This window comes from Acinetobacter piscicola (assembly GCF_015218165.1).
In the GTDB taxonomy this organism is placed as follows: Bacteria; Pseudomonadota; Gammaproteobacteria; order Pseudomonadales; family Moraxellaceae; genus Acinetobacter; species Acinetobacter piscicola_A.
The window spans coordinates 789,394-808,784 of the sequence record NZ_CP048659.1; the positions used below are offsets into that span (position 1 = coordinate 789,394).

17 protein-coding genes are annotated in these 19,391 nt (G+C 37.9%); 8 read left to right on the forward strand and 9 right to left on the reverse strand.

Annotated elements, in window-relative coordinates:
• Positions 1-49: 49 nt before the first annotated feature.
• From rpsG to rimI, 5 genes are all read left to right on the forward strand, one after another.
• Positions 50-520, forward strand: coding sequence for a 30S ribosomal protein S7 (rpsG, locus tag G0028_RS03820; protein WP_004901967.1), 471 nt, complete (start codon positions 50-52; stop codon positions 518-520).
• Positions 521-709: 189 nt separating this feature from the next.
• A complete protein-coding gene (gene fusA / locus G0028_RS03825; protein WP_180047889.1) occupies positions 710-2,845 on the forward strand; it encodes an elongation factor G in 2,136 nt (711 codons plus the stop codon).
• A 92-nt stretch (positions 2,846-2,937) separates the two neighbouring features.
• Entirely contained in the window at positions 2,938-4,128 is a 1,191-nt protein-coding gene (tuf, locus tag G0028_RS03830; RefSeq protein ID WP_174493252.1) for an elongation factor Tu, read from the forward strand.
• Positions 4,129-4,449: 321 nt separating this feature from the next.
• On the forward strand, positions 4,450-5,331 hold the full coding sequence (locus G0028_RS03835; protein ID WP_180047792.1) for a metal-dependent hydrolase: 882 nt from the start codon (positions 4,450-4,452) through the stop codon (positions 5,329-5,331).
• Between the two features lie 116 nt (positions 5,332-5,447).
• Positions 5,448-5,909: a ribosomal protein S18-alanine N-acetyltransferase gene (gene rimI, locus G0028_RS03840; RefSeq protein ID WP_180047790.1), complete on the forward strand. Its 462-nt coding sequence runs from the start codon at positions 5,448-5,450 to the stop codon at positions 5,907-5,909.
• Between the two features lie 12 nt (positions 5,910-5,921).
• Here the strand turns inward: rimI and G0028_RS03845 are convergent, their stop codons facing one another.
• From G0028_RS03845 to trxB, 4 genes are all read right to left on the reverse strand, one after another.
• On the reverse strand, positions 5,922-6,737 hold the full coding sequence (locus G0028_RS03845) for an arginyltransferase (RefSeq protein ID WP_180047788.1): 816 nt from the start codon (positions 6,735-6,737) through the stop codon (positions 5,922-5,924).
• A gap of 38 nt (positions 6,738-6,775) precedes the next feature.
• Positions 6,776-7,501, reverse strand: a complete 726-nt coding sequence (gene aat, locus G0028_RS03850) for a leucyl/phenylalanyl-tRNA--protein transferase (RefSeq protein WP_218946383.1) — start codon at positions 7,499-7,501, stop codon at positions 6,776-6,778.
• A 65-nt stretch (positions 7,502-7,566) separates the two neighbouring features.
• Positions 7,567-9,114 (reverse strand): class I SAM-dependent methyltransferase, encoded by a 1,548-nt coding sequence (locus G0028_RS03855; protein WP_180047786.1) that lies wholly within the window; start codon positions 9,112-9,114, stop codon positions 7,567-7,569.
• 576 nt (positions 9,115-9,690) lie between these two features.
• Positions 9,691-10,647 (reverse strand): thioredoxin-disulfide reductase, encoded by a 957-nt coding sequence (trxB, locus tag G0028_RS03860; RefSeq protein WP_180047764.1) that lies wholly within the window; start codon positions 10,645-10,647, stop codon positions 9,691-9,693.
• A gap of 272 nt (positions 10,648-10,919) precedes the next feature.
• On the opposite strand from trxB, the gene G0028_RS03865 reads away from it, so the two are divergent.
• The 3 genes from G0028_RS03865 (at position 10,920) to G0028_RS03875 (ending at position 15,614) form a co-directional block, all read left to right on the forward strand.
• On the forward strand, positions 10,920-13,994 hold the full coding sequence (locus G0028_RS03865; RefSeq protein ID WP_180047762.1) for a DNA translocase FtsK: 3,075 nt from the start codon (positions 10,920-10,922) through the stop codon (positions 13,992-13,994).
• A 141-nt stretch (positions 13,995-14,135) separates the two neighbouring features.
• The gene (locus G0028_RS03870; RefSeq protein WP_180047760.1) at positions 14,136-14,786 is read left to right on the forward strand and encodes a LysE family transporter; all 651 of its coding nucleotides are present in this window, start codon (positions 14,136-14,138) and stop codon (positions 14,784-14,786) included.
• A gap of 5 nt (positions 14,787-14,791) precedes the next feature.
• Positions 14,792-15,614 (forward strand): IS5 family transposase gene (locus G0028_RS03875; RefSeq protein WP_194088746.1). Its coding sequence is split into 2 segments (ribosomal slippage): positions 14,792-15,172 and positions 15,174-15,614, totalling 822 coding nucleotides; the frame shifts between segments, so codons are not numbered across the junction.
• Between the two features lie 134 nt (positions 15,615-15,748).
• Here G0028_RS03875 and G0028_RS03880 read toward each other — a convergent pair.
• The 5 genes from G0028_RS03880 to G0028_RS03900 form a co-directional block, all read right to left on the reverse strand.
• A complete protein-coding gene (locus G0028_RS03880; protein ID WP_180047599.1) occupies positions 15,749-16,036 on the reverse strand; it encodes a PA4642 family protein in 288 nt (95 codons plus the stop codon).
• A gap of 266 nt (positions 16,037-16,302) precedes the next feature.
• Positions 16,303-16,575: a cell division topological specificity factor MinE gene (gene minE, locus G0028_RS03885; protein ID WP_004648029.1), complete on the reverse strand. Its 273-nt coding sequence runs from the start codon at positions 16,573-16,575 to the stop codon at positions 16,303-16,305.
• A gap of 2 nt (positions 16,576-16,577) precedes the next feature.
• Positions 16,578-17,390 (reverse strand): septum site-determining protein MinD, encoded by an 813-nt coding sequence (gene minD, locus G0028_RS03890; RefSeq protein ID WP_130074058.1) that lies wholly within the window; start codon positions 17,388-17,390, stop codon positions 16,578-16,580.
• 69 nt (positions 17,391-17,459) lie between these two features.
• Positions 17,460-18,191 carry a septum site-determining protein MinC gene (minC, locus tag G0028_RS03895; protein ID WP_180047597.1) on the reverse strand — a complete coding sequence of 244 codons (732 nt, stop codon included), beginning with the start codon at positions 18,189-18,191 and terminating at the stop codon, positions 17,460-17,462.
• Positions 18,192-18,331: 140 nt separating this feature from the next.
• On the reverse strand, positions 18,332-19,381 hold the full coding sequence (locus G0028_RS03900; RefSeq protein ID WP_180047595.1) for a preprotein translocase subunit SecA: 1,050 nt from the start codon (positions 19,379-19,381) through the stop codon (positions 18,332-18,334).
• Between the last annotated feature and the right edge of the window lie 10 nt (positions 19,382-19,391).

Genomic DNA, 19,391 nt, shown 5'->3' on the forward strand with positions numbered 1-19,391 from the left:
GTACTGCTGCTGGATAAACCTGAAGTGTCATATTTATAGGTAGTTTAAAATGCCAAGACGTCGCGTAGTTGCTGCTCGTGAAATCCTTCCGGATCCGAAGTTCAGTAGCCAAACAATCGCTAAATTCATGAACCACGTAATGCAAGATGGTAAAAAATCTATTGCTGAAAGTATCGTTTACGGTGCTTTAGACCGCGTTCAAGAAAAAAACAAAGTAGACCCAGTTGAATTTTTTGAAGCTACGCTTGAAAAAGTTCGTCCAATGGTCGAAGTAAAAGCACGCCGTGTTGGTGGTGCTACATACCAAGTTCCTATGGAAGTACGCCCATCCCGTCGTACTGCTTTAGCGATGCGTTGGTTAGTAGATGCTGCTGCTAAGCGTTCTGAAAAAACTATGGCTTTACGTCTTGCTGGTGAGTTGCTTGATGCAGCTGAAGGTAAAGGCGCAGCAATCAAAAAACGTGAAGATGTGCATCGTATGGCTGAAGCCAACAAAGCCTTCTCTCACTACCGCTTCTAAGCGGCTAAAACAGTCCCTTATCAGGAGAATACTAATGCGAATTGCAGCACGATTTAACATCGCCCTCTACCAAAGTGGGGGATTTGCGGGAATTTAAGTTGCGCTTAAATCCGTATTAAGTATCCGTACGCATCAATACTTATTGATGCGTCCTGTTTTAAACAACAAAATTTAGGAATGCTAGAAATCATGGCTCGTCAAACCCCAATTTCTCGTTACCGTAACATTGGTATCTCTGCACACATTGATGCGGGTAAAACAACAACTTCAGAACGTATTTTGTTCTATACAGGTCAAAGCCACAAACTTGGTGAAACTCACGAAGGTTCTGCGACTACTGACTGGATGGAACAAGAGCAAGAACGTGGTATTACCATTACTTCAGCAGCTGTAACATGCTTCTGGTCAGGTATGGGTAACCAGTTTGATCAACACCGTATCAACGTAATTGACACACCGGGGCACGTAGACTTCACAATCGAAGTTGAACGTTCTATGCGTGTTCTTGACGGTGCTTGCATGGTTTACTGTGCGGTAGGTGGTGTTCAACCTCAGTCTGAAACTGTATGGCGTCAAGCGAACAAATATAAAGTTCCACGTATTGCGTTCGTAAACAAAATGGACCGTACTGGTGCGAACTTCTTCCGTGCTGTAGAACAAATGAAAACTCGCTTGGGCGCAAACCCAGTGCCGATCGTTGTTCCAATTGGTGCAGAAGAAAACTTCCAAGGTGTTGTTGACCTGATCGAAATGAAAGCGATTATCTGGGATGAAGCATCTCAAGGTATGAAGTTTGAATACGGTGAGATCCCAGCTGAATTGGTAGAATTAGCGCAAGAATGGCGTACTAACATGGTTGAAGCTGCTGCGGAAGCATCAGAAGAACTCATGGATAAATACCTAGAAGAAGGCGATCTTACTAAAGAAGAGATTGTTGGCGGTCTACGTACACGTACTTTGGCAAACGAAATTCAGCCAATGATGTGTGGTTCTGCATTCAAAAACAAAGGTGTTCAACGTATGTTGGATGCTGTAATTGAATTCTTACCTGCACCAACCGACGTTGAAGCGATCAAAGGTATTCTTGACGACAAAGACGAAACTGAAGGTTCTCGTGAAGCGTCTGATGAAGCTCCGTTCTCTGCACTTGCGTTCAAAATCATGAACGACAAATTCGTGGGTAACTTAACGTTCGTACGTGTTTACTCTGGTGTTCTTCAAGCAGGTAGCCCTGTTTATAACCCAGTGAAAATGAAACGTGAGCGTATTGGTCGTATTGTACAGATGCATGCGAACGATCGTCACGACATCGAAGAAATTCGTGCGGGTGATATCGCAGCGTGTGTAGGTCTTAAAGATACAACAACTGGTGATACATTATGTGATGAAAATCATGTAATTACACTAGAGCGTATGGAGTTCCCTGAGCCAGTAATTGCACTTGCAGTTGAACCTAAAACTAAAGCTGACCAAGAAAAAATGTCAGTTGCTTTAGGTCGTTTGGCAAAAGAAGATCCATCATTCCGCGTTCGTACAGATGAAGAATCTGGTCAAACGATTATTGCGGGTATGGGTGAGCTTCACCTTGACATCATTGTTGACCGTATGAAACGTGAATTCGGTGTAGAAGCAAACATTGGTAAACCAATGGTTTCTTATCGTGAAACGATCAAAAAATCGGTTGAACAAGAAGGTAAATTCGTACGTCAAACTGGTGGTAAAGGTAAATTCGGTCACGTATACGTACGTTTAGAACCGCTTGCTGAAGACGCTGGTAAAGATTACGAGTTCGCTGAAGAAGTTGTTGGTGGTGTAGTACCTAAAGAATTCTTTGGTGCGGTTGACAAAGGTATTCAAGAACGTATGAAGAATGGTGTCCTTGCTGGTTACCCAGTTGTAGGCATCAAAGCGACATTATTCGACGGTTCTTACCACGATGTCGACTCTGACGAATTATCGTTCAAAATGGCAGGTTCTTATGCCTTCCGTGATGGTTTCATGAAAGCGGATCCTATCCTTCTTGAACCAATCATGAAAGTAGAAGTAGAAACTCCAGAAGACTACATGGGCGATATCATGGGTGACTTAAACCGTCGCCGTGGTATGGTTCAAGGTATGGACGATTTACCTGGTGGTACTAAAGCGATTCGTGCAGAAGTTCCACTTGCTGAGATGTTCGGTTACGCAACTCAAATGCGTTCTATGTCTCAAGGTCGTGCGACATACTCTATGGAATTTGCTAAATATGCAGAGACTCCACGTAACGTGGCTGAAGGCATCATTTCTAAATTCCAAAATGGTGGTAAAAAAGGTGACGACGAGTAATCTTTCGATTACTATAAGCCCAACTAATACATAGTTAAAAACCAAGTGCTCATGTAGTGACCCTACATGAGTAGTTTAAAAAGGAAGAACTCATGGCTAAGGCTAAGTTTGAACGTAATAAGCCACACGTAAACGTGGGCACAATCGGTCACGTTGACCATGGTAAAACAACTTTAACAGCTGCAATTGCAACTGTATGTGCAAAAACTTTTGGTGGCGAAGCGAAAGACTACGCTGCAATTGACTCTGCACCAGAAGAAAAAGCACGTGGTATTACAATTAATACTTCTCACGTAGAATACGATTCTCCAATCCGTCACTACGCGCACGTAGACTGCCCAGGACACGCCGATTATGTTAAAAACATGATCACAGGTGCTGCTCAAATGGACGGCGCGATCCTTGTATGTTCAGCGACTGATGGTCCTATGCCACAAACTCGTGAACACATCCTTCTTTCTCGTCAAGTAGGTGTACCTTACATTCTTGTTTTCTTAAACAAATGTGACATCGTTGATGATGAAGAGTTAATCGAATTAGTTGAAATGGAAGTTCGTGAACTTCTTTCTACTTACGACTTCCCAGGTGATGACACTCCAGTAATCCGTGGTTCAGCTTTAGCTGCACTTAACGGTGAAGATGGTCAATACGGTGTTCCAGCTGTACTTGCACTTGTTGAAGCGCTTGATACTTACATTCCAGAACCAGAACGTGCAATCGATAAAGCATTCTTAATGCCAATCGAAGACGTATTCTCAATTTCTGGTCGTGGTACAGTAGTAACAGGTCGTGTTGAGTCTGGTATCGTTAAAGTCGGCGAAGAAGTTGAAATCGTTGGTATTAAAGATACAGTTAAAACAACTGTAACTGGCGTAGAAATGTTCCGTAAATTGCTTGACGAAGGTCGTGCAGGTGAGAACTGTGGTATTCTTCTACGTGGTACTAAACGTGAAGACGTACAACGTGGTCAAGTATTGGCTAAACCAGGTTCAATCAAACCACACACTAAATTCGACGCAGAAGTATACGTACTTTCTAAAGACGAAGGTGGTCGCCACACTCCATTCCTTAACGGTTACCGTCCACAGTTCTACTTCCGTACAACTGACGTAACTGGCGCAATCTCTTTGAAAGAAGGCGTTGAAATGGTTATGCCTGGTGACAACGTAGAAATGTCAGTAGAATTGATCCACCCAATCGCAATGGACCCAGGTCTACGTTTTGCGATCCGTGAAGGTGGTCGTACAGTGGGTGCTGGTGTAGTTTCTAAAGTTACTGCATAATCACTGATTGTGTAAAAAAAGCGCTCCTTTGGGGCGCTTTTTTTGTCATTAATAGAATTAAAATCATATTAAGTTTTTGATGTTGTTCTTTTTATTTCATTGATCATTTTTTTATATTCTATTTGATTAAAGTTGTATTTTAGTCATTGTCTTGAAGATTTTCCTGTTCACTTTATTTCTTATGATAGTTCTTCATGTCCCTAAGTGATATTTGTTTGACCTGATCAGCAATTATTTCAATTCGATAAAAACGTAATATAAAAATAAGAAAAAAAATCACAAAAGATTTAAGTGGTCATTCACTTAATAGGAGTTGTTTTAATGAATGCAAAAGTCAATATTTCTAATCGTGCAGGTGCTTCTTTCCCAGTACGTCGAATGAATTTTAATTTTGATCATGTGCCAGAGTATTGGGCAAATAATTCTGCAGGTATTACTCATTTTATGACAGCATTATCAGCATTGTTTCCTGATGGTGAAAAGCTATTTATCGATTCAGTACGAGCAGTACGTTATCACCCTGCGATTAAAGACAATGAGGCTTTGCAAAAAGAGATTAGTGCTTTTATTGGTCAAGAAGCAATGCATACTCAAGAGCATGTGGGTTTTAATGCATCAGCACAAAAATATGGTCATGACGTAGCAAAGTACGAACGTGAAACAGGGCGTTTGATTCAAGCGACACGTAAATGGTTTGCTCGTGCAGTGAAGCCATTTGGTATGACGCAAGAAATGGTAGATTTGACTGCAACTACAGCACTTGAGCATTTTACTGCAACAATTGCTTCAGAGTTATTGCGTAATCCGCATATTCAAGAACTAATGACGGATCCAACCATGTCTTATATGTGGTATTGGCATGCAGTGGAAGAAAATGAACATAAAGCAGTTGCATTTGATGTATATGAGGGTGTATTTGGTACAGGCATAAAAGCTTATGCTTTGCGTAGCACTGCCTTAGTAATCGCAATGGCATTAATTTTGAGTGCACAATCTTCATTTGTCATTCGATTATTAAAAAATGACGGCAAACTCAATCTGAAAGAATTAGGCATCATTTATAAATATGCATATAGTCCATCAAAAGGGATTATTGCAGGAATGACTAAAGAAATGTTGGCATATTTCCGTCCAAGTTTTCATCCAAATGATTTAGATACGGTTGAACTATTACAGACATGGAAAACAAAATTAGGGATTTAATGTTGATAGATTAGATTCATATAAAGGAAGATTTTTATAAATCTTCCTTTTTTATTAGACTTCTACATAGAAATTCTTATAATTTGATTTTTGTTAATAAAAGATGATGAACGAAGATGATTCGTTTAATGCAAAGCACAGATTTACATGCTGTTGCTCAGATTGAAAATCTTGTTCAGTCGCATCCTTGGACCTTAAAGCAATTTCAAGAAGCTATTGATAGTTATCAGAGTACGGTACTTGAAATACAAGGAACGGTGGTTGGTTTTTGTATTTTACAACCTGTATTGGATGAAGCAAATTTATTGCTAATGGCTATTCATCCAGCGCAACAAGGTCGAGGCTTGGGTTATCAATTATTAGCTGAATCTATTCAATTATTAAAAAACAATCCAATTCAGGTCTTTTTAGAGGTGCGTGAATCTAATCATGCGGCAATTGCTTTATATGAAAAGTCTGATTTTCATCAAATTGATCTGCGTAAACATTATTATCCGAACAAAGACGGTGGTCGTGAACATGCGATTATCATGGTAAAAAGCTTTACAGATGATTTTTCACAGTTATTTAAAGTTTGAAATATCAAATACTTATTTTATGATGGGTTCATTCCATTCAGAAGGTAAGGTTGTCATGAGCATATTCCCTAATTTGTTAATTTCTTCTTGATCTAAATGGCGACCGATGTGTCGCCATTGCCCATCAAGTAGTAATTCAAAGGGTGCATATTGAGACTTATAATTCATTTTCTGTGAATGTGGCACCCAATAGCCTAAGTATACATAGTCTTTTTGTTGCGATTTTACATATTCAATTTGTTTTAATATCGCAAAAACCCCTAATGAGCGACGATTTTCATCAGGATCAAAAAACGTATATACGGCAGATATTCCGTCATCAAGTGTGTCACACGTAGATACGCTAATCAGTTGATCATCTTTCCAAAGCTCTAAAAAAAAGCTGTCACTACAACTATGGATTAAAAATTTTTCGAATTGGTCATAACTTGGAGGAAACATATCTCCATCTGCATGGCGTTCATTGATATAGCGTTCATACAGTTTATAGTGTGTGATATTTGCATCTTGTGTAGATACGATTTTCATCGTGAGGTCTTGATTACGCTTCCATGCTTTTTTCTGTGAGCTGTTCATTTTAAATTCGTTGACAGGCACACGGCACGACAAACATTGGCGACAGAGATGACATTCAGGTCGATAGACAAAATCACCGCTACGGCGAAAGCCCATACGTGATAATTCTGATAATGTCACGACATCGATACGATGTGCAGGGTCTAGAAACACCATACGTGCTGATTTTTCAGCTAAATAGCTACAGTCATGTGGTGGGGTAATATAATATTGTAAGTCGTTCAAGCGGGACTTTGGTTGATATGAGTTCATAACGATATGTCCCTCCAAGTGTTCCTATCCAGTTATTTTCAGTCCATTAATTTTGCAGTTTGCGCTATTGTTTTACTTGAAAATACACGTTCTTGATAACTTTTCCAATCTATAGAGGGGTGTTTAATTACATCTTGTAACGATTTTAAGTAGTCTTGACGAGAAAGTGTACAGGCACCGAGGCTGAGTAAGTGATCATTGACCAATTGACAGTCAATCCAAGGCAGTTGGTTTTCATGACCAAGCAGCATTAATGTATAAAATGCCATTTTAGAGACGTCGGTTTGTGTACTAAACATGGATTCACCAAAACAGCCATGACCAATTGTTACACCGTATAAACCACCAACGACTTTATCTTGATCCCAAACTTCGACACTATAGGCATAACCTTCTTGAAATAGTGCACAGTAACCTTGAATAATATCTTCTGAAATCCATGTTTCATCAGCATAGCTTCTAGGCAGGGAGCAAGAACGAATGACTTGTTCAAAAGCTTGATTGATTGTAATTCTATAATCAAACTTTTTCATGTTACGCACGAGAGATTTACTTGGATGGTAATCTTGTGGTCGGATGATGCAACGGGGTTCAGGGCTCCACCAACAAATTGGTTCACCTTCTGAAAACCATGGAAATAGTCCATGAGTGTACGCTTCAAATAGTGTAGATGGAGTGAGATCTGCACCAATACAAATTAATCCTTCACCATCAGGGTCATATTCTAAAGGATCAGGGAATTTAAATTTTGAAGGATTCAGCATATGTATCAAATAAAAAAAGATCAGCTTTATATTAGCTGATCTTTTTTAGTCATGTATTGCAGAAGTTATGCAAAAAGTTTCAATTGTTTAGCAATTTTAATTTTATCTTGTTCAAGGAAGAGTTGAGCTTTTTCTTGCAAGAGTGTCAGACTTGTTGCTTTGTCTGTAATCGTTTCCCCTTTATCAATGATAAACCAACCTAAATCATTCAATACTTGTTGAGCATATTCAGCAAACTGTTTTGCTGTTTTTAAGCCGTCAATAAAATGTGCACGATAGAATAATTGCGTGAATTGATCAGCATTAATGCCAATACCAGAAATAGGGCAGGCTAAAACTTGATAGTTATTGTGAAAACTGGCTTGTTCTAAAATAAAACGATTTAACTGATGTGCGTGTTGTAGTGTTTCTTGAGAGACTTCTGCTTGACAAGGTTGTGCGAAACCTAAATGGCATAAAATAACCAATGCATTTAAAATTTTTGCATAAGATTGGTCTAGTAATTTTTTTTCAATATCAGCAATGGTTTGCGGAGCATAATTCTCTTGTTTGAACAGTTTGCCTAATGGTTCATAAATGTCTTGGATTAAGTTAAATTCACCCAAATATCCTGTGATGGTTTTAGGTAAGTGCTCAGGTGCTATTAAAAGAACAAAAGCTGTATTTCTTAAGCGAGTTTGTATTTCTAATGGGCTGAGATTATTTTTACCACGGATAAATAAATCTTTTCTAAATTGTGTATTGGCAAAATAGTCGCGGCATTGTTCTCTAAGAATAGGGTGTTCAATTTTATTTAAAAATTGTTGGTGCTCTTCTGAGAAGTTAATACTGTTTAATTGAGTGTTTAAATCTGTTGAGCATGCATAAGTGAGTTTTGCCTCTTCTAAAATGCGTGCAACTTGTTGAAATGAAAAACATTGCCAATTTTGGTTTAAATACTCATGAATTAAATAGTTTGGATTTTGCTTTTGTAAGTCTTGGACTTTGCTTATCGCATTCGGATTACGTTTCGCAAAATTAGGGTTTTGCTGTAATAATGCTTCACTAAAGGCGAGCGAATCTTTGACTTTTTGAATGGGATTATTGCTGATGCTATTAAACTTAAAATGACTATGGAATAATTCACGAATCGGAATATTTGCTGCCCAGCCTGTAACGCAGTTATAGCTGATATAAACAATGCCATTTGGTTTAAGGTATTTACGAATAAATTTTAAAATAATATGTTGATTTTCATGACTAATCCAACTCCAAATTCCATGTAGACTGATAGAGTCTAACATCGGTAAATCTTTGTTGAGAAGTTCTTCAAAACTCGCGTCATAAAACTGATGTGGGATCTGACTATGTTCTGCAAGCATTGAAGCATGTCCAGCATGAGCAGGGTTGAAGTCAGTACCGATAAATTGTCCTAAATTCGAAGCTGCATGAATGTTTAGACTGACCCCTTGCCCAAAACCTAATTCACAATGAAAATGTTGTTCATTTGAACTAGGACTATCAACACCATTAAGCAATAAACAGAACTTTTGATAATTCGGGCTTAAATCTTTGTAATAACCATACGTATAATTCACTTCTGTTTGATAGCCATCAGTCCATGTGTTGCTCATTTTTTATCCTTAAATAGATCGGTTTTAACGTGAATTCGAGTAAGAAAGCTTCTAAAGAATAGGCATTTGATTCAAAATTTAATCATAAAAAATAAAGATTGCAAATGTCTAACAAGGCACAGCTTACATCACTTCTTTGGTGAATAAATGACTTTTGTGTAGATATTTTTATTACATCATTTGGAATTCTATTAAAAGGAAAATATTGATTAATATCATGTATTTTAAATAGTTCGGATAACAGTGAAATTTTTATAGCAGCTTTTTATTCTTTTAAAGAATATAGTATGTTGTAGATCACGTAGTATTTAAAAGCAAATCCTGATCAATTTTTCTGTTTATATAATAGGGGTATCATTTTGATTTTTAAAAGATATTTTAGTGGCTAAATGAAGGTTGTTGAAAACAATTTTTCTGTTTTGACTGTGTATATAAGTTGTCATAAATAGATATAATTATTTGATCATAAAGAGCTATATCTTTTAAAAAAAATAGCATTTTTTTGTATTTAAAAATGATAAATATCAATAAAAAAACCGCCATTGCTGACGGTTTTTTTACATTCAAGATAGAAAATTATTTTTCTAAACTATCTAAATAGCGATCAGCATCTAGTGCCGCCATACAGCCTGAACCTGCTGATGTAATTGCTTGGCGATACACATCGTCAGCAACATCACCTGCAGCAAAAACACCAGCCACAGATGTTGCAGTTGCATTGCCAGCTGTGCCACTGTGTACTTGGATATAGCCATTGCGTAGTTCAAGTTGACCCTCAAACATTGCTGTGTTTGGTTTGTGACCAATTGCAACGAATAATCCTGTTACTGCAACATCTTGCTGAGAATCATCAAGTGTTGATTTTAAACGGACTGAGGTTACGCCTGAAGCATCATCCCCGAGAACTTCTTCAACTGCATGATTCCAAATAATGCTGATTTTGCCTTCTTTTTCTTTTTCAAAAAGATGGTCTTGCAAAATTTTCTCAGAACGTAGTTTGTCACGGCGATGTACTAAAGTAACATGTGATGCGATATTTGATAAATATAATGCTTCTTCAACAGCAGTATTACCACCACCTACAACCATGACATTTTGGTTTTTATAGAAGAAACCATCACAGGTTGCACAAGCACTTACACCTTGCCCCATGAACGCTTGTTCAGATTCTAAACCTAAGTACTGTGCAGTTGCACCTGTTGCGATAATTAACGCATCACACGTATATTCTTCCATATCACCTTTGAGCACAAATGGACGAACTTTTAAATCAACTTCATTAATATGGTCATACAGAATTTCTGTACCAAAGCGTTCAGCATGTGCTTGCATTCGCTCCATTAAAGCAGGGCCTGTTAAACCTTCTGGATCACCTGGCCAGTTATCTACTTCAGTTGTAGTGGTTAATTGACCGCCAAGTTGCATACCAGCAATTAAAGTTGGTTTTAAATTGGCACGTGCAGCATAAACAGCAGCGCTATAACCCGCAGGGCCAGAACCTAAAATAATTAAACGTGAGTGACGAGCGCTCATTTATGCCATCCTTTTTATATCAGAAAATATAGAATCTGCTAAAATTATACGTGAAAGTTGAATGTGATTGGGGTTGTTCAATGTCGATAAAACTGATGAGCTAAATCGAATTGAACCATATACCGAATATATACAAATAACTTAACAACATACTGCAACAATCTTGCATCTTTTTTGTAAGAACAGGTGCATAATATAAAGATTTCTTGCATGAAGAAAGTAATTCGTTTCATCAAAAGTACATTAATGAATAATTGGTTACAGGACAGTATATGACTGCGGTGTCGAGTGTTTATGCACAGCGCTTTTTATTAACATTATTCTTGATTTCATTTGGGATTTACCTGTTCTTAGCGACAGTGACATATACCCCATTTGATCCAGGCTGGATGCATATCTCGAGTGACACGCAACAAGTGTCTAATGCCAGTGGCGTGGCGGGTGCGTGGATTGCAGATTTACTCTTTGGATTTTTAGGGTGGGCGAGTTTACTCATTCCATTTTATCTTTTTGTTGAAGCGATTCAAGTCTGGTGGCCGAGAAGTTTTTTGAGTAAACCTTTTCGCTACGCAGCACAATTTTTTATCTTACTAACCACATCAAGTTTATTGTATTTATTGTGGAATGTCCCTGCAGATACCTTGGCAAATGCGTCAGGTGGAATTATTGGGTATGAGTTGGGGGAAAGCCTTTCTCAGTTGTTGACCATTTATGGTGCTTGTGCATTTTTATTCATTTTACTTGGCGTACTCTGTACTTTAGCCTTTGGTATTCAGTGGAATAAAACATGGGCAACGCTTAAGGCAACACCAGCATATTTACAAGATTTATTTTATAAAAATGTACCCGAAAGTGAGTCTGCTTATGATTTGACTGCTGAACCTAAACCTGTTGTCAAAACCAAAAAAGCAATAGAGAGAGAACAGCAGAAAGAACATACTGAAGTTGTTGCACAAATGAGTGTGGCTCAAACAGCGACAGCAACAAAACATGAACAAGTCGCTGCGCGTTTGTTTGATGATATGGTGGATCAAGAGCACAACATCCAACAAAAAGTATTGTCTGAACATAAAAATGATGACGATGAATTAGAACAAACTTTAGCAAAAGCGCGCCGTTTACAAGAAGACAGTAAACGTTTTGTCCCTACGGGTGAAATTTGGAAGCCTTTGGAACAAAATCAAGATCATAACCGTGATATTGATGCCTTATTACGTGCTTCAGAAGATCATAAAGATCATGTTCATTCGTCGTCAGATTTGTTGAATAACAACATAGTCCATACGGAGCAGAATACGACAGTCCTCAAACACTCTACACATGATGTGCAAGATTTAGATTGGGATGATGACCAAGTTTTTGATGATTTATTGGCGGTTGTACCTAAAGACAATACTGCAACAGATGTACACCGTCCATTTAGTCAAGCAGCTGAAGCACATTCAACAGGGCATTCTTTAGATCTTGATCTCCCAAGTTTGGCGCAAGTACAACAGCCTCACTCAAGTCATGATGCTGACCGTTTAGCTGCAGAGTTAGATGATTTAGCACATTTGGCTGATGCATCTATTGAACAAGTCACTGATGTTCAGCCTGAAGTGCGTAGAGCAAGCAGTTATGCACAATCTTCACCTTTGGTAAAAGCTGAAATTCAAACGAATTTAATGACTTCAGTGGTGTCTGAAGAAGAAAAGTCACGTATTTCTTCTGATAAAGATGCATTTAGAGCGGCTTGGCAAGAAACAGCAGGTAAACCTGTTGAAGATGATGTTTTAGATGAAGAATTTGATCTAGATGCACCATTGACGGATGCCTTAGGTCGACCAATGTCTCGTGCAATGCAAGTTGCACAAAAAAGACGTGATTTGCCAACATTACCTGGTTATGAATTATTAGATAAGGTCGATCCTAATAAAAAAGTAAACTTCACGGCTGATCAATTGGCACGCTTGTCTGAGTTATTGGAAATTAAATTACAAGAATTTAATGTTAAAGCCAAAGTGATTGAAGCACAACCAGGACCTGTAGTCACACGTTTTGAATTAGACCTTGCACCAGGGGTAAAAGCGTCTAAAGTGACCAATATTTCACGTGATCTAGCACGTTCTATGTCAATGGCTTCGGTACGTGTGGTCGAGGTGATTCCAGGTAAGCCTTATATTGGTATTGAAGTGCCGAACAGTTCCCGTGAAATGGTACGTTTAATTGAACTATTAGAAACTCCGACATTTAAAGATCCTTCGGGATTACTTTCGATGGCGATGGGCAAGGATATTTCAGGCAATCCTGTCATTACTGACTTGGGTAAAGCCCCACATATGTTAGTTGCAGGAACAACAGGCTCAGGTAAATCGGTTGCAGTCAACTCGATGATTTTATCCATGTTATTGAAATATACACCTGACCAGTTGCGTTTGATCCTCATTGATCCAAAACAGCTCGAACTTGCTAACTATAATGATATTCCTCATCTTTTAACGCCTGTTGTAACGGACATGAAAGATGCTGTAAGTGCGCTGAATTGGTGTGTGAATGAGATGGAACGCCGTTATAAATTAATGTCATTCTTAAAAATCCGTAAATTGGCAGACTATAATCGTAAGGTTGAAGAAGCAATCGCCAATGGTGAAGACTTAATCGACCCGACATGGAAGCCATCAGATTCAGCGACACAAGAACGTGCACCGCGCTTACAGCCATTACCTTCGATTGTGATTGTGGCTGATGAATTTGCAGACATGATCATGCAAGTGGGAAAAAAAGCAGAAGAAATGATCACGCGTTTGGCTCAAAAGTCACGTGCAGCAGGAATTCATTTACTTCTTGCAACACAGCGTCCATCGGTCGATGTGATTACCGGTTTAATTAAAGCGAATATACCGACGCGTGTGGCTCTGCGTGTCAATAGTAAAATTGATTCACGTACTATTTTAGATGCAGGCGGCGCAGAGGATTTACTTGGTCATGGTGACATGTTGTTCTTAGGACCAGGTAAAATTGAACCTGAACGTGTACATGGTGCATTTATTTCAGATGATGAAGTCAACCGAATTTGTGATGCATGGCGTGAACGTGGTGATCCAAATTATGTTGACGAGATTTTAACGCCATATGATGAAGAGCCAACATCAAAAGGCTTTGAAGATGGCGATGCTGATCCAAATCGTGATGCTTTATATGATCAGTGCGTCTCTTTTGTGCTAGAAACACGTAAAGTATCTGTTTCATCTTTACAACGTAAATTTAGTTTGGGTTATAACCGTGCTGCACGTATTGTTGACCAGATGGAAGAACAGGGCATTGTGAGTGCAATGGGACCAAATGGCAAACGAGAAATTTTAGTTTGATTTAGTTTAACTTGAGATTTGCAATGAGTTTCGGCTCATTGCAATTTTGTAGCACACTTAGTGGCTAATTCAGCGAGATTTTTAATTTGAAATAAATCATTTTCAATTCAAGATGTTCTTTCACCCAATAGGGGATCTCTCATGTTATTGGCATTAAGTACCTTAGTTTTTATTCATTTTTGTGCTTTAGTGACACCAGGTCCAGATTTTTTTATTGTTTCTCAAACTGCGATTAGTCGTTCTCGTACTCAAGCAATGTGTGTGGTATTGGGAATTACAGTTGCGGTAGTGCTGTGGGCATTTTTTGCTTTAATAGGCTTAAATTATATTTTTGAAAAATTTGTTTGGTTTAAACAGGTCATGTTGGTATTGGGCGGTATTTATTTATGTTGGTTAGGTTTTCAGTTGTTAAAATCTGCATTTTCTAAGCAAAAAATAAATAGTCCAATCGTTGAAGTTGAATTGCCTAAAAGCCATTTTAAATTTTTTATGAAAGGTTTGTTGACGAACTTATCTAATCCGAAGGCTGTGATTTACTTTGGTAGTGTTTTTTCTATGTTTCTTGCAAATCCTCAATTAGATCAAATGCATGCTGTTTTGCTAGTGGTTGTTGGCGTGGAAACATTGATGTGGTTTGTCTTTGTGGCATTGATTTTTTCATTACCCCGTTTTAAAACTGCTTATCAACGTGCAGCAAAATGGATTGATGGTATCGCTGGTGGATTATTTACTGCATTTGGATCTTATTTAATTATTAGACCTCTTGCGAAAGTAAAAACTGCCTCAATATAGATTTCATGAAATATCAGAAATTAAACCGTTTTTCAGATTCTGAATTCCAGCGCTTGGTTGGCGTACCTCGACCAGTTTTTAGTGAAATGGTCGAAGTTTTAAAAGAAGCAGAATCACTTAAAAAGAAATCTGGGCGTCCTCATACTTTAGCTATAGAGGATCAATTGTTATTAACACTCAATTACTTACGGAATTACAGCACTCAATTGGAATTGGCTGTAAATTACCATATCGCTGAAAGTAATGTGAATCGAACTATTAAAAAGGTTGAAGATGCATTAATGAAATCAAGACGTTTTACCTTGCCCAAACGAAGCATTACCACAGCAAACGAACAATTTAACTGGGTCATTATTGATGCTACAGAATGTTCAATAGAACGCCCGAAAAAAAAATCAGAGTAAGTTCTACAGTGGTAAAAAGAAGAAACATACGTTAAAAGCTCAAGTGATCTATCATCCGAAGAGCAAACAAATCATAGGAGTAGATATATCGTCTGGCAGTCAGCATGATATTAAATTGGCAAGAAAAACAGTTAAGAAATTCAAACATTGTGACTATGTTATAACCGATTTAGGGTACTATGGGTTAGAGCAAGATGGCTTTAAATTATTGATGCCAATAAAGAAAAAGAAGAATTTCCCCTTATTTGATGCTGAGAAAAATTACAATAAAATGATTGGAAAAATACGAGTTGTAATCGAACATATTAACAGTCAATTGAAAAGATTTAGAATACTAAGTGAACGCTATCGAAATAGACGAAAAAGATTCGGTTTACGCATTAACTTAATCGCTGTACTGGTAAACCGAATGAACTTGCAATAACGACTTTCGCAAGAGGTCTATTAATAAGTAATTATCAATAAATAATTATAAATTTTGAGTGAAATGGTTTAAAAGTTGATTCTAGCCATAAAAAAAACCTACAATTGTGCAGGTTTTTTTAATCTTATTCGTGATTATGCAAATTTTGCTAAAACTTCTAAAAAGCCATCTTTTTGACGAGGATATTGTTTGATCACGTCATGGATACGTTGACCTTCAGGATTGGTTGCATTGATGTCACGACCATCTGCAATAAATTTATTTAACAGGCGCTCATAGTCAAAAGGACGCATGTGTTTAAAAGCATGATAAAGCACATGAAAGTCAGCATTGACACCTGCAGGAGGTAACTGATCTAAATAGGCAAAAACACGCTCGTCCGACCATTCCTCATTGAACGTTGCTGGCTGTGAAAGTGCCATAACAGCATCTCCTCAAAATAAAAAATTGACATTCTTCAGTATTATAAAAAGCTTTTGAAAAACTGTTTATAAGGAATACTGCAAAGGTTTTCTGAATTATGTCTAATAAAAAAGGGCAAAATATGAGATTAGATGAGTCAAGCATTGCTTTAGCTCACCTAATGACTTGCAGCGCTGCTGTAAGTCAACTGAATAGAATCAAATTTCTATACAGCTTGTCTCATATTTTGCCCTGAATCAATTCACTTGACTAATCAATAATGAAATTAACGTTCTTCAGGTAAATTGATATTCATTTCTAGCATTTCAATGTTTGCTTCTGAACGTACAGACATTTGAATATGTTGTTCATCTACACCACGGACATAGCGGTTCACAACTTGCATGATTTCTTTTTTCATTTGATCAATTTTATCTTGACTCAAACGTTTGCCTAAACCTTGTTCAGAGGCAACAATGACTTTCAAACGATCTTTAGCAGTTTGCGCACTTGAAGGCTTGTCATCATTACTAAATAATTTACTCCAAAATCCCGCCATTCTTACGCTCCAAATAATCTCGCTAACCAACCTTTAGGCTTAACAGTAATATGTCGATATGGACGCTCTTCACCAAGGAAACGAGCAACTAAGTCATCATAAGCTTGTCCTGCACTTGCTTCTGTATACAAAATAACAGGTTTACCTTCGTTGGATGCTTGTAGCACGCTTGGACATTCAGGAATTACACCTAAAGTCGGGATACGTAAAATATCTTTTGAAATATCATCAATAGTTAACATTTCTTGTTTGTCGGCACGTTCTGGGTTGAAACGTGTGATACATAAATGTTTACGTACTCGTCCTTCGTTGTTTTCGATTTTCTTGGTTTTGCTGTCTAGCATTCCGATGATACGGTCAGAATCTCGAACTGAAGAAATTTCTGGGTTGGTTACAATAATTGCTTCATCTGCATGGTACATTGCCAAAATAGCACCACGTTCGATCCCTGCAGGAGAGTCACAGATAATATAATCAAACTCTTGTGAAAGCTCATCCATCACACGTGCAACGCCTTCGTCTGTTAAGGCATCTTTGTCGCGGGTTTGTGATGCAGGTAAAATATAAAGATTTTCGATGTCTTTATCACGGATTAAAGCCTGTTGTAAACGGGCTTCATTATTCAAAACATTCACGAAGTCATAAACGACACGGCGTTCACAACCCATGATCAAGTCTAAGTTTCGTAGACCGACATCAAAATCAATAACAACAGTTTTATGACCACGAAGGGCTAGTCCTGTTGCAAAAGATGCACTTGTTGTAGTTTTACCTACGCCACCTTTGCCTGATGTAACGACAACAATTTTGGCCACCGAATCCACTCCTGTTATGGTCATTCATCCCCTTTGTGAGGGGAGTTTATTATGGTGTTAATTTATACATTAAAATTGCAGAACTGAAAACTCAAGTTCTTGCTGGTCATTCAAGTAAATATGCACAGATTTTTTGATGAATTCCGTTGGAATATCATCAGCTACACAATATGTTCCCGCAATAGAAACCAATTCAGCTTCTAAGGAATGACAAAAAATTCTTGCAGCGCTATTACCGCCTGCACCTGCAATCACTCTACCACGAACACTGCCATAAATATGTATATTTCCAGAAGCAATCACTTCTGAACCACTATTTATTCCAGCATTCAAAATGATGTCACCATGATCTTGTACTAAACATTGTCCAGTCCGCAGAATTTCGTCATGATAAGACGTTATATGGCTAACCGTAGTGTGTTGTTGTGTAACTTTCGATGGTGCATCTGTATTGTCATGTGCAGGTGAAGCTGTTGTGGGTGCTGCAACCACCTGTTCTTTCGTTGCTTTAATACGTTGTAAAGGTCGGTCAGAAGGCAGGATTGGAAATTGAATCGCTTGAGCTTGTTCGCTTAAAATGCCATCAATCACGCCCATCGGTTGTAAATCTAGGCTAATTAATAGCTGAATTAACGCAATGAGTTCTTGTTCAACAGTACTGTCGAGAACGACCAAAGCCCCTTGATAAGAAGTTTCTGCCATCATAGCGCTAAGTTGCTGGCGGATAGCATCATGATCATTTGTATCGAAGATTAATCGGGTAAAATTAACCATTCTGCCTGTAATCCGTATATCAGCCATAACTATTCCTTAAAGGCTCGTCACCTGAAAATGATAAATAAAGTCAAACTTTAAAAACTGCTCAAATGCTAGAACAAATTGAACGATTTCTCTAGCATAGATACAAATATTTGCATTGATTTGCTCAATCTTTGAATCACTTAATCATTGGCTTGGTCATATTTTTCGAGTTCAATCTGCCATTGTTTAATTTTCACTTGTTTACGGATCGCCGCTAAGCTTTCATAGACTGCTGATTCGACCAATTGTTCTAAGGCTTTATTTTCAATGTTTAATTGGCTTAGTTTGTCAGAAATGAGCATATAAATTTGGTTCGGCTGAGCATGTGAACCAGCAGTTAAAGGAGCAATCAATCCTTGAGTAATGTTTTCACCTAAACGCTGACCAATACTCTGGATTTGATTTTCAATCATGCCACCTGCAATGGGAATCAGTCTGAGTAGTTGAGTCAGTTGAGGGGTATCTTCAATCGCTTGTTTGACGATTTGCCCAACGTTGTCTGCAATGAAGCGTTGTTGTGCTTTGAGTTCGGTGGCGAGCGTATCTTGTAAAATCTCTGCTAAGACCTGAGCAAATATTTCTCGGTGATGATCGACCAATTCATGAATAATTTTTTTATGACTTGAACTGGTATCAAGCTCATATTTAATCCCATCAATGACAGAAACAACAACACGGTCAGAAATTTCTTCCATCACCACGCGATAATAAAACAATACCTTTTTCATGATATTGTCAGGAATAACTTTATAGCCTAACTCATGTAAACGATAGGCAATAATGCCTGCACGAATTAGACGTAAGAAACGTAAATAAGGAATAATTGCTAAAATTTCATACCAATGAATAAAAGGGAAGAAAAACCAACGCTGATGATGTTTGTAGATAATGGCAATCAACCAACGAATGGCGAGTTCAACTACTAAAAATAAAATAAACCATCCTTCAGTTTTAATCACCCATGGATGTAAGTCTGATTTATAAAAAGCTAAAACTTCAGGCAAATAAATTTCATTAAAAAATAATTGCCCAAAACTGCTCATTAAAAATAAGTTAGCGCATAGACAAAACAGGTTGAAGACAATGATCGCCATCATGAAAATGTCATACACTAAAAACATTTTCCAACCCAAAGTATTGTGATGTTGTGGGCGAATACTTTTTTGCTTCGCTGTAGCCTGTTCTGTCATAACGATCCTT

Excerpts from the sequence above, each read along its gene's own strand:
- minE (WP_004648029.1), bottom strand. The coding sequence starts at position 16,575 with ATGGCGGGATTTTGGAGTAAATTATTTAGTAATGATGACAAGCCTTCA.
- G0028_RS03845 (WP_180047788.1), bottom strand. The coding sequence starts at position 6,737 with ATGAACTCATATCAACCAAAGTCCCGCTTGAACGACTTACAATATTAT.
- fusA (WP_180047889.1), top strand. The coding sequence starts at position 710 with ATGGCTCGTCAAACCCCAATTTCTCGTTACCGTAACATTGGTATCTCT.
- G0028_RS03855 (WP_180047786.1), bottom strand. The coding sequence starts at position 9,114 with ATGAGCAACACATGGACTGATGGCTATCAAACAGAAGTGAATTATACG.
- G0028_RS03870 (WP_180047760.1), top strand. The coding sequence starts at position 14,136 with ATGTTATTGGCATTAAGTACCTTAGTTTTTATTCATTTTTGTGCTTTA.
- G0028_RS03900 (WP_180047595.1), bottom strand. The coding sequence starts at position 19,381 with ATGACAGAACAGGCTACAGCGAAGCAAAAAAGTATTCGCCCACAACAT.
- rimI (WP_180047790.1), top strand. The coding sequence starts at position 5,448 with ATGATTCGTTTAATGCAAAGCACAGATTTACATGCTGTTGCTCAGATT.
- tuf (WP_174493252.1), top strand. The coding sequence starts at position 2,938 with ATGGCTAAGGCTAAGTTTGAACGTAATAAGCCACACGTAAACGTGGGC.
- G0028_RS03835 (WP_180047792.1), top strand. The coding sequence starts at position 4,450 with ATGAATGCAAAAGTCAATATTTCTAATCGTGCAGGTGCTTCTTTCCCA.
- G0028_RS03865 (WP_180047762.1), top strand. The coding sequence starts at position 10,920 with ATGACTGCGGTGTCGAGTGTTTATGCACAGCGCTTTTTATTAACATTA.
- minC (WP_180047597.1), bottom strand. The coding sequence starts at position 18,191 with ATGGCTGATATACGGATTACAGGCAGAATGGTTAATTTTACCCGATTA.
- G0028_RS03880 (WP_180047599.1), bottom strand. The coding sequence starts at position 16,036 with ATGGCACTTTCACAGCCAGCAACGTTCAATGAGGAATGGTCGGACGAG.
- rpsG (WP_004901967.1), top strand. The coding sequence starts at position 50 with ATGCCAAGACGTCGCGTAGTTGCTGCTCGTGAAATCCTTCCGGATCCG.
- aat (WP_218946383.1), bottom strand. The coding sequence starts at position 7,501 with ATGCTGAATCCTTCAAAATTTAAATTCCCTGATCCTTTAGAATATGAC.
- trxB (WP_180047764.1), bottom strand. The coding sequence starts at position 10,647 with ATGAGCGCTCGTCACTCACGTTTAATTATTTTAGGTTCTGGCCCTGCG.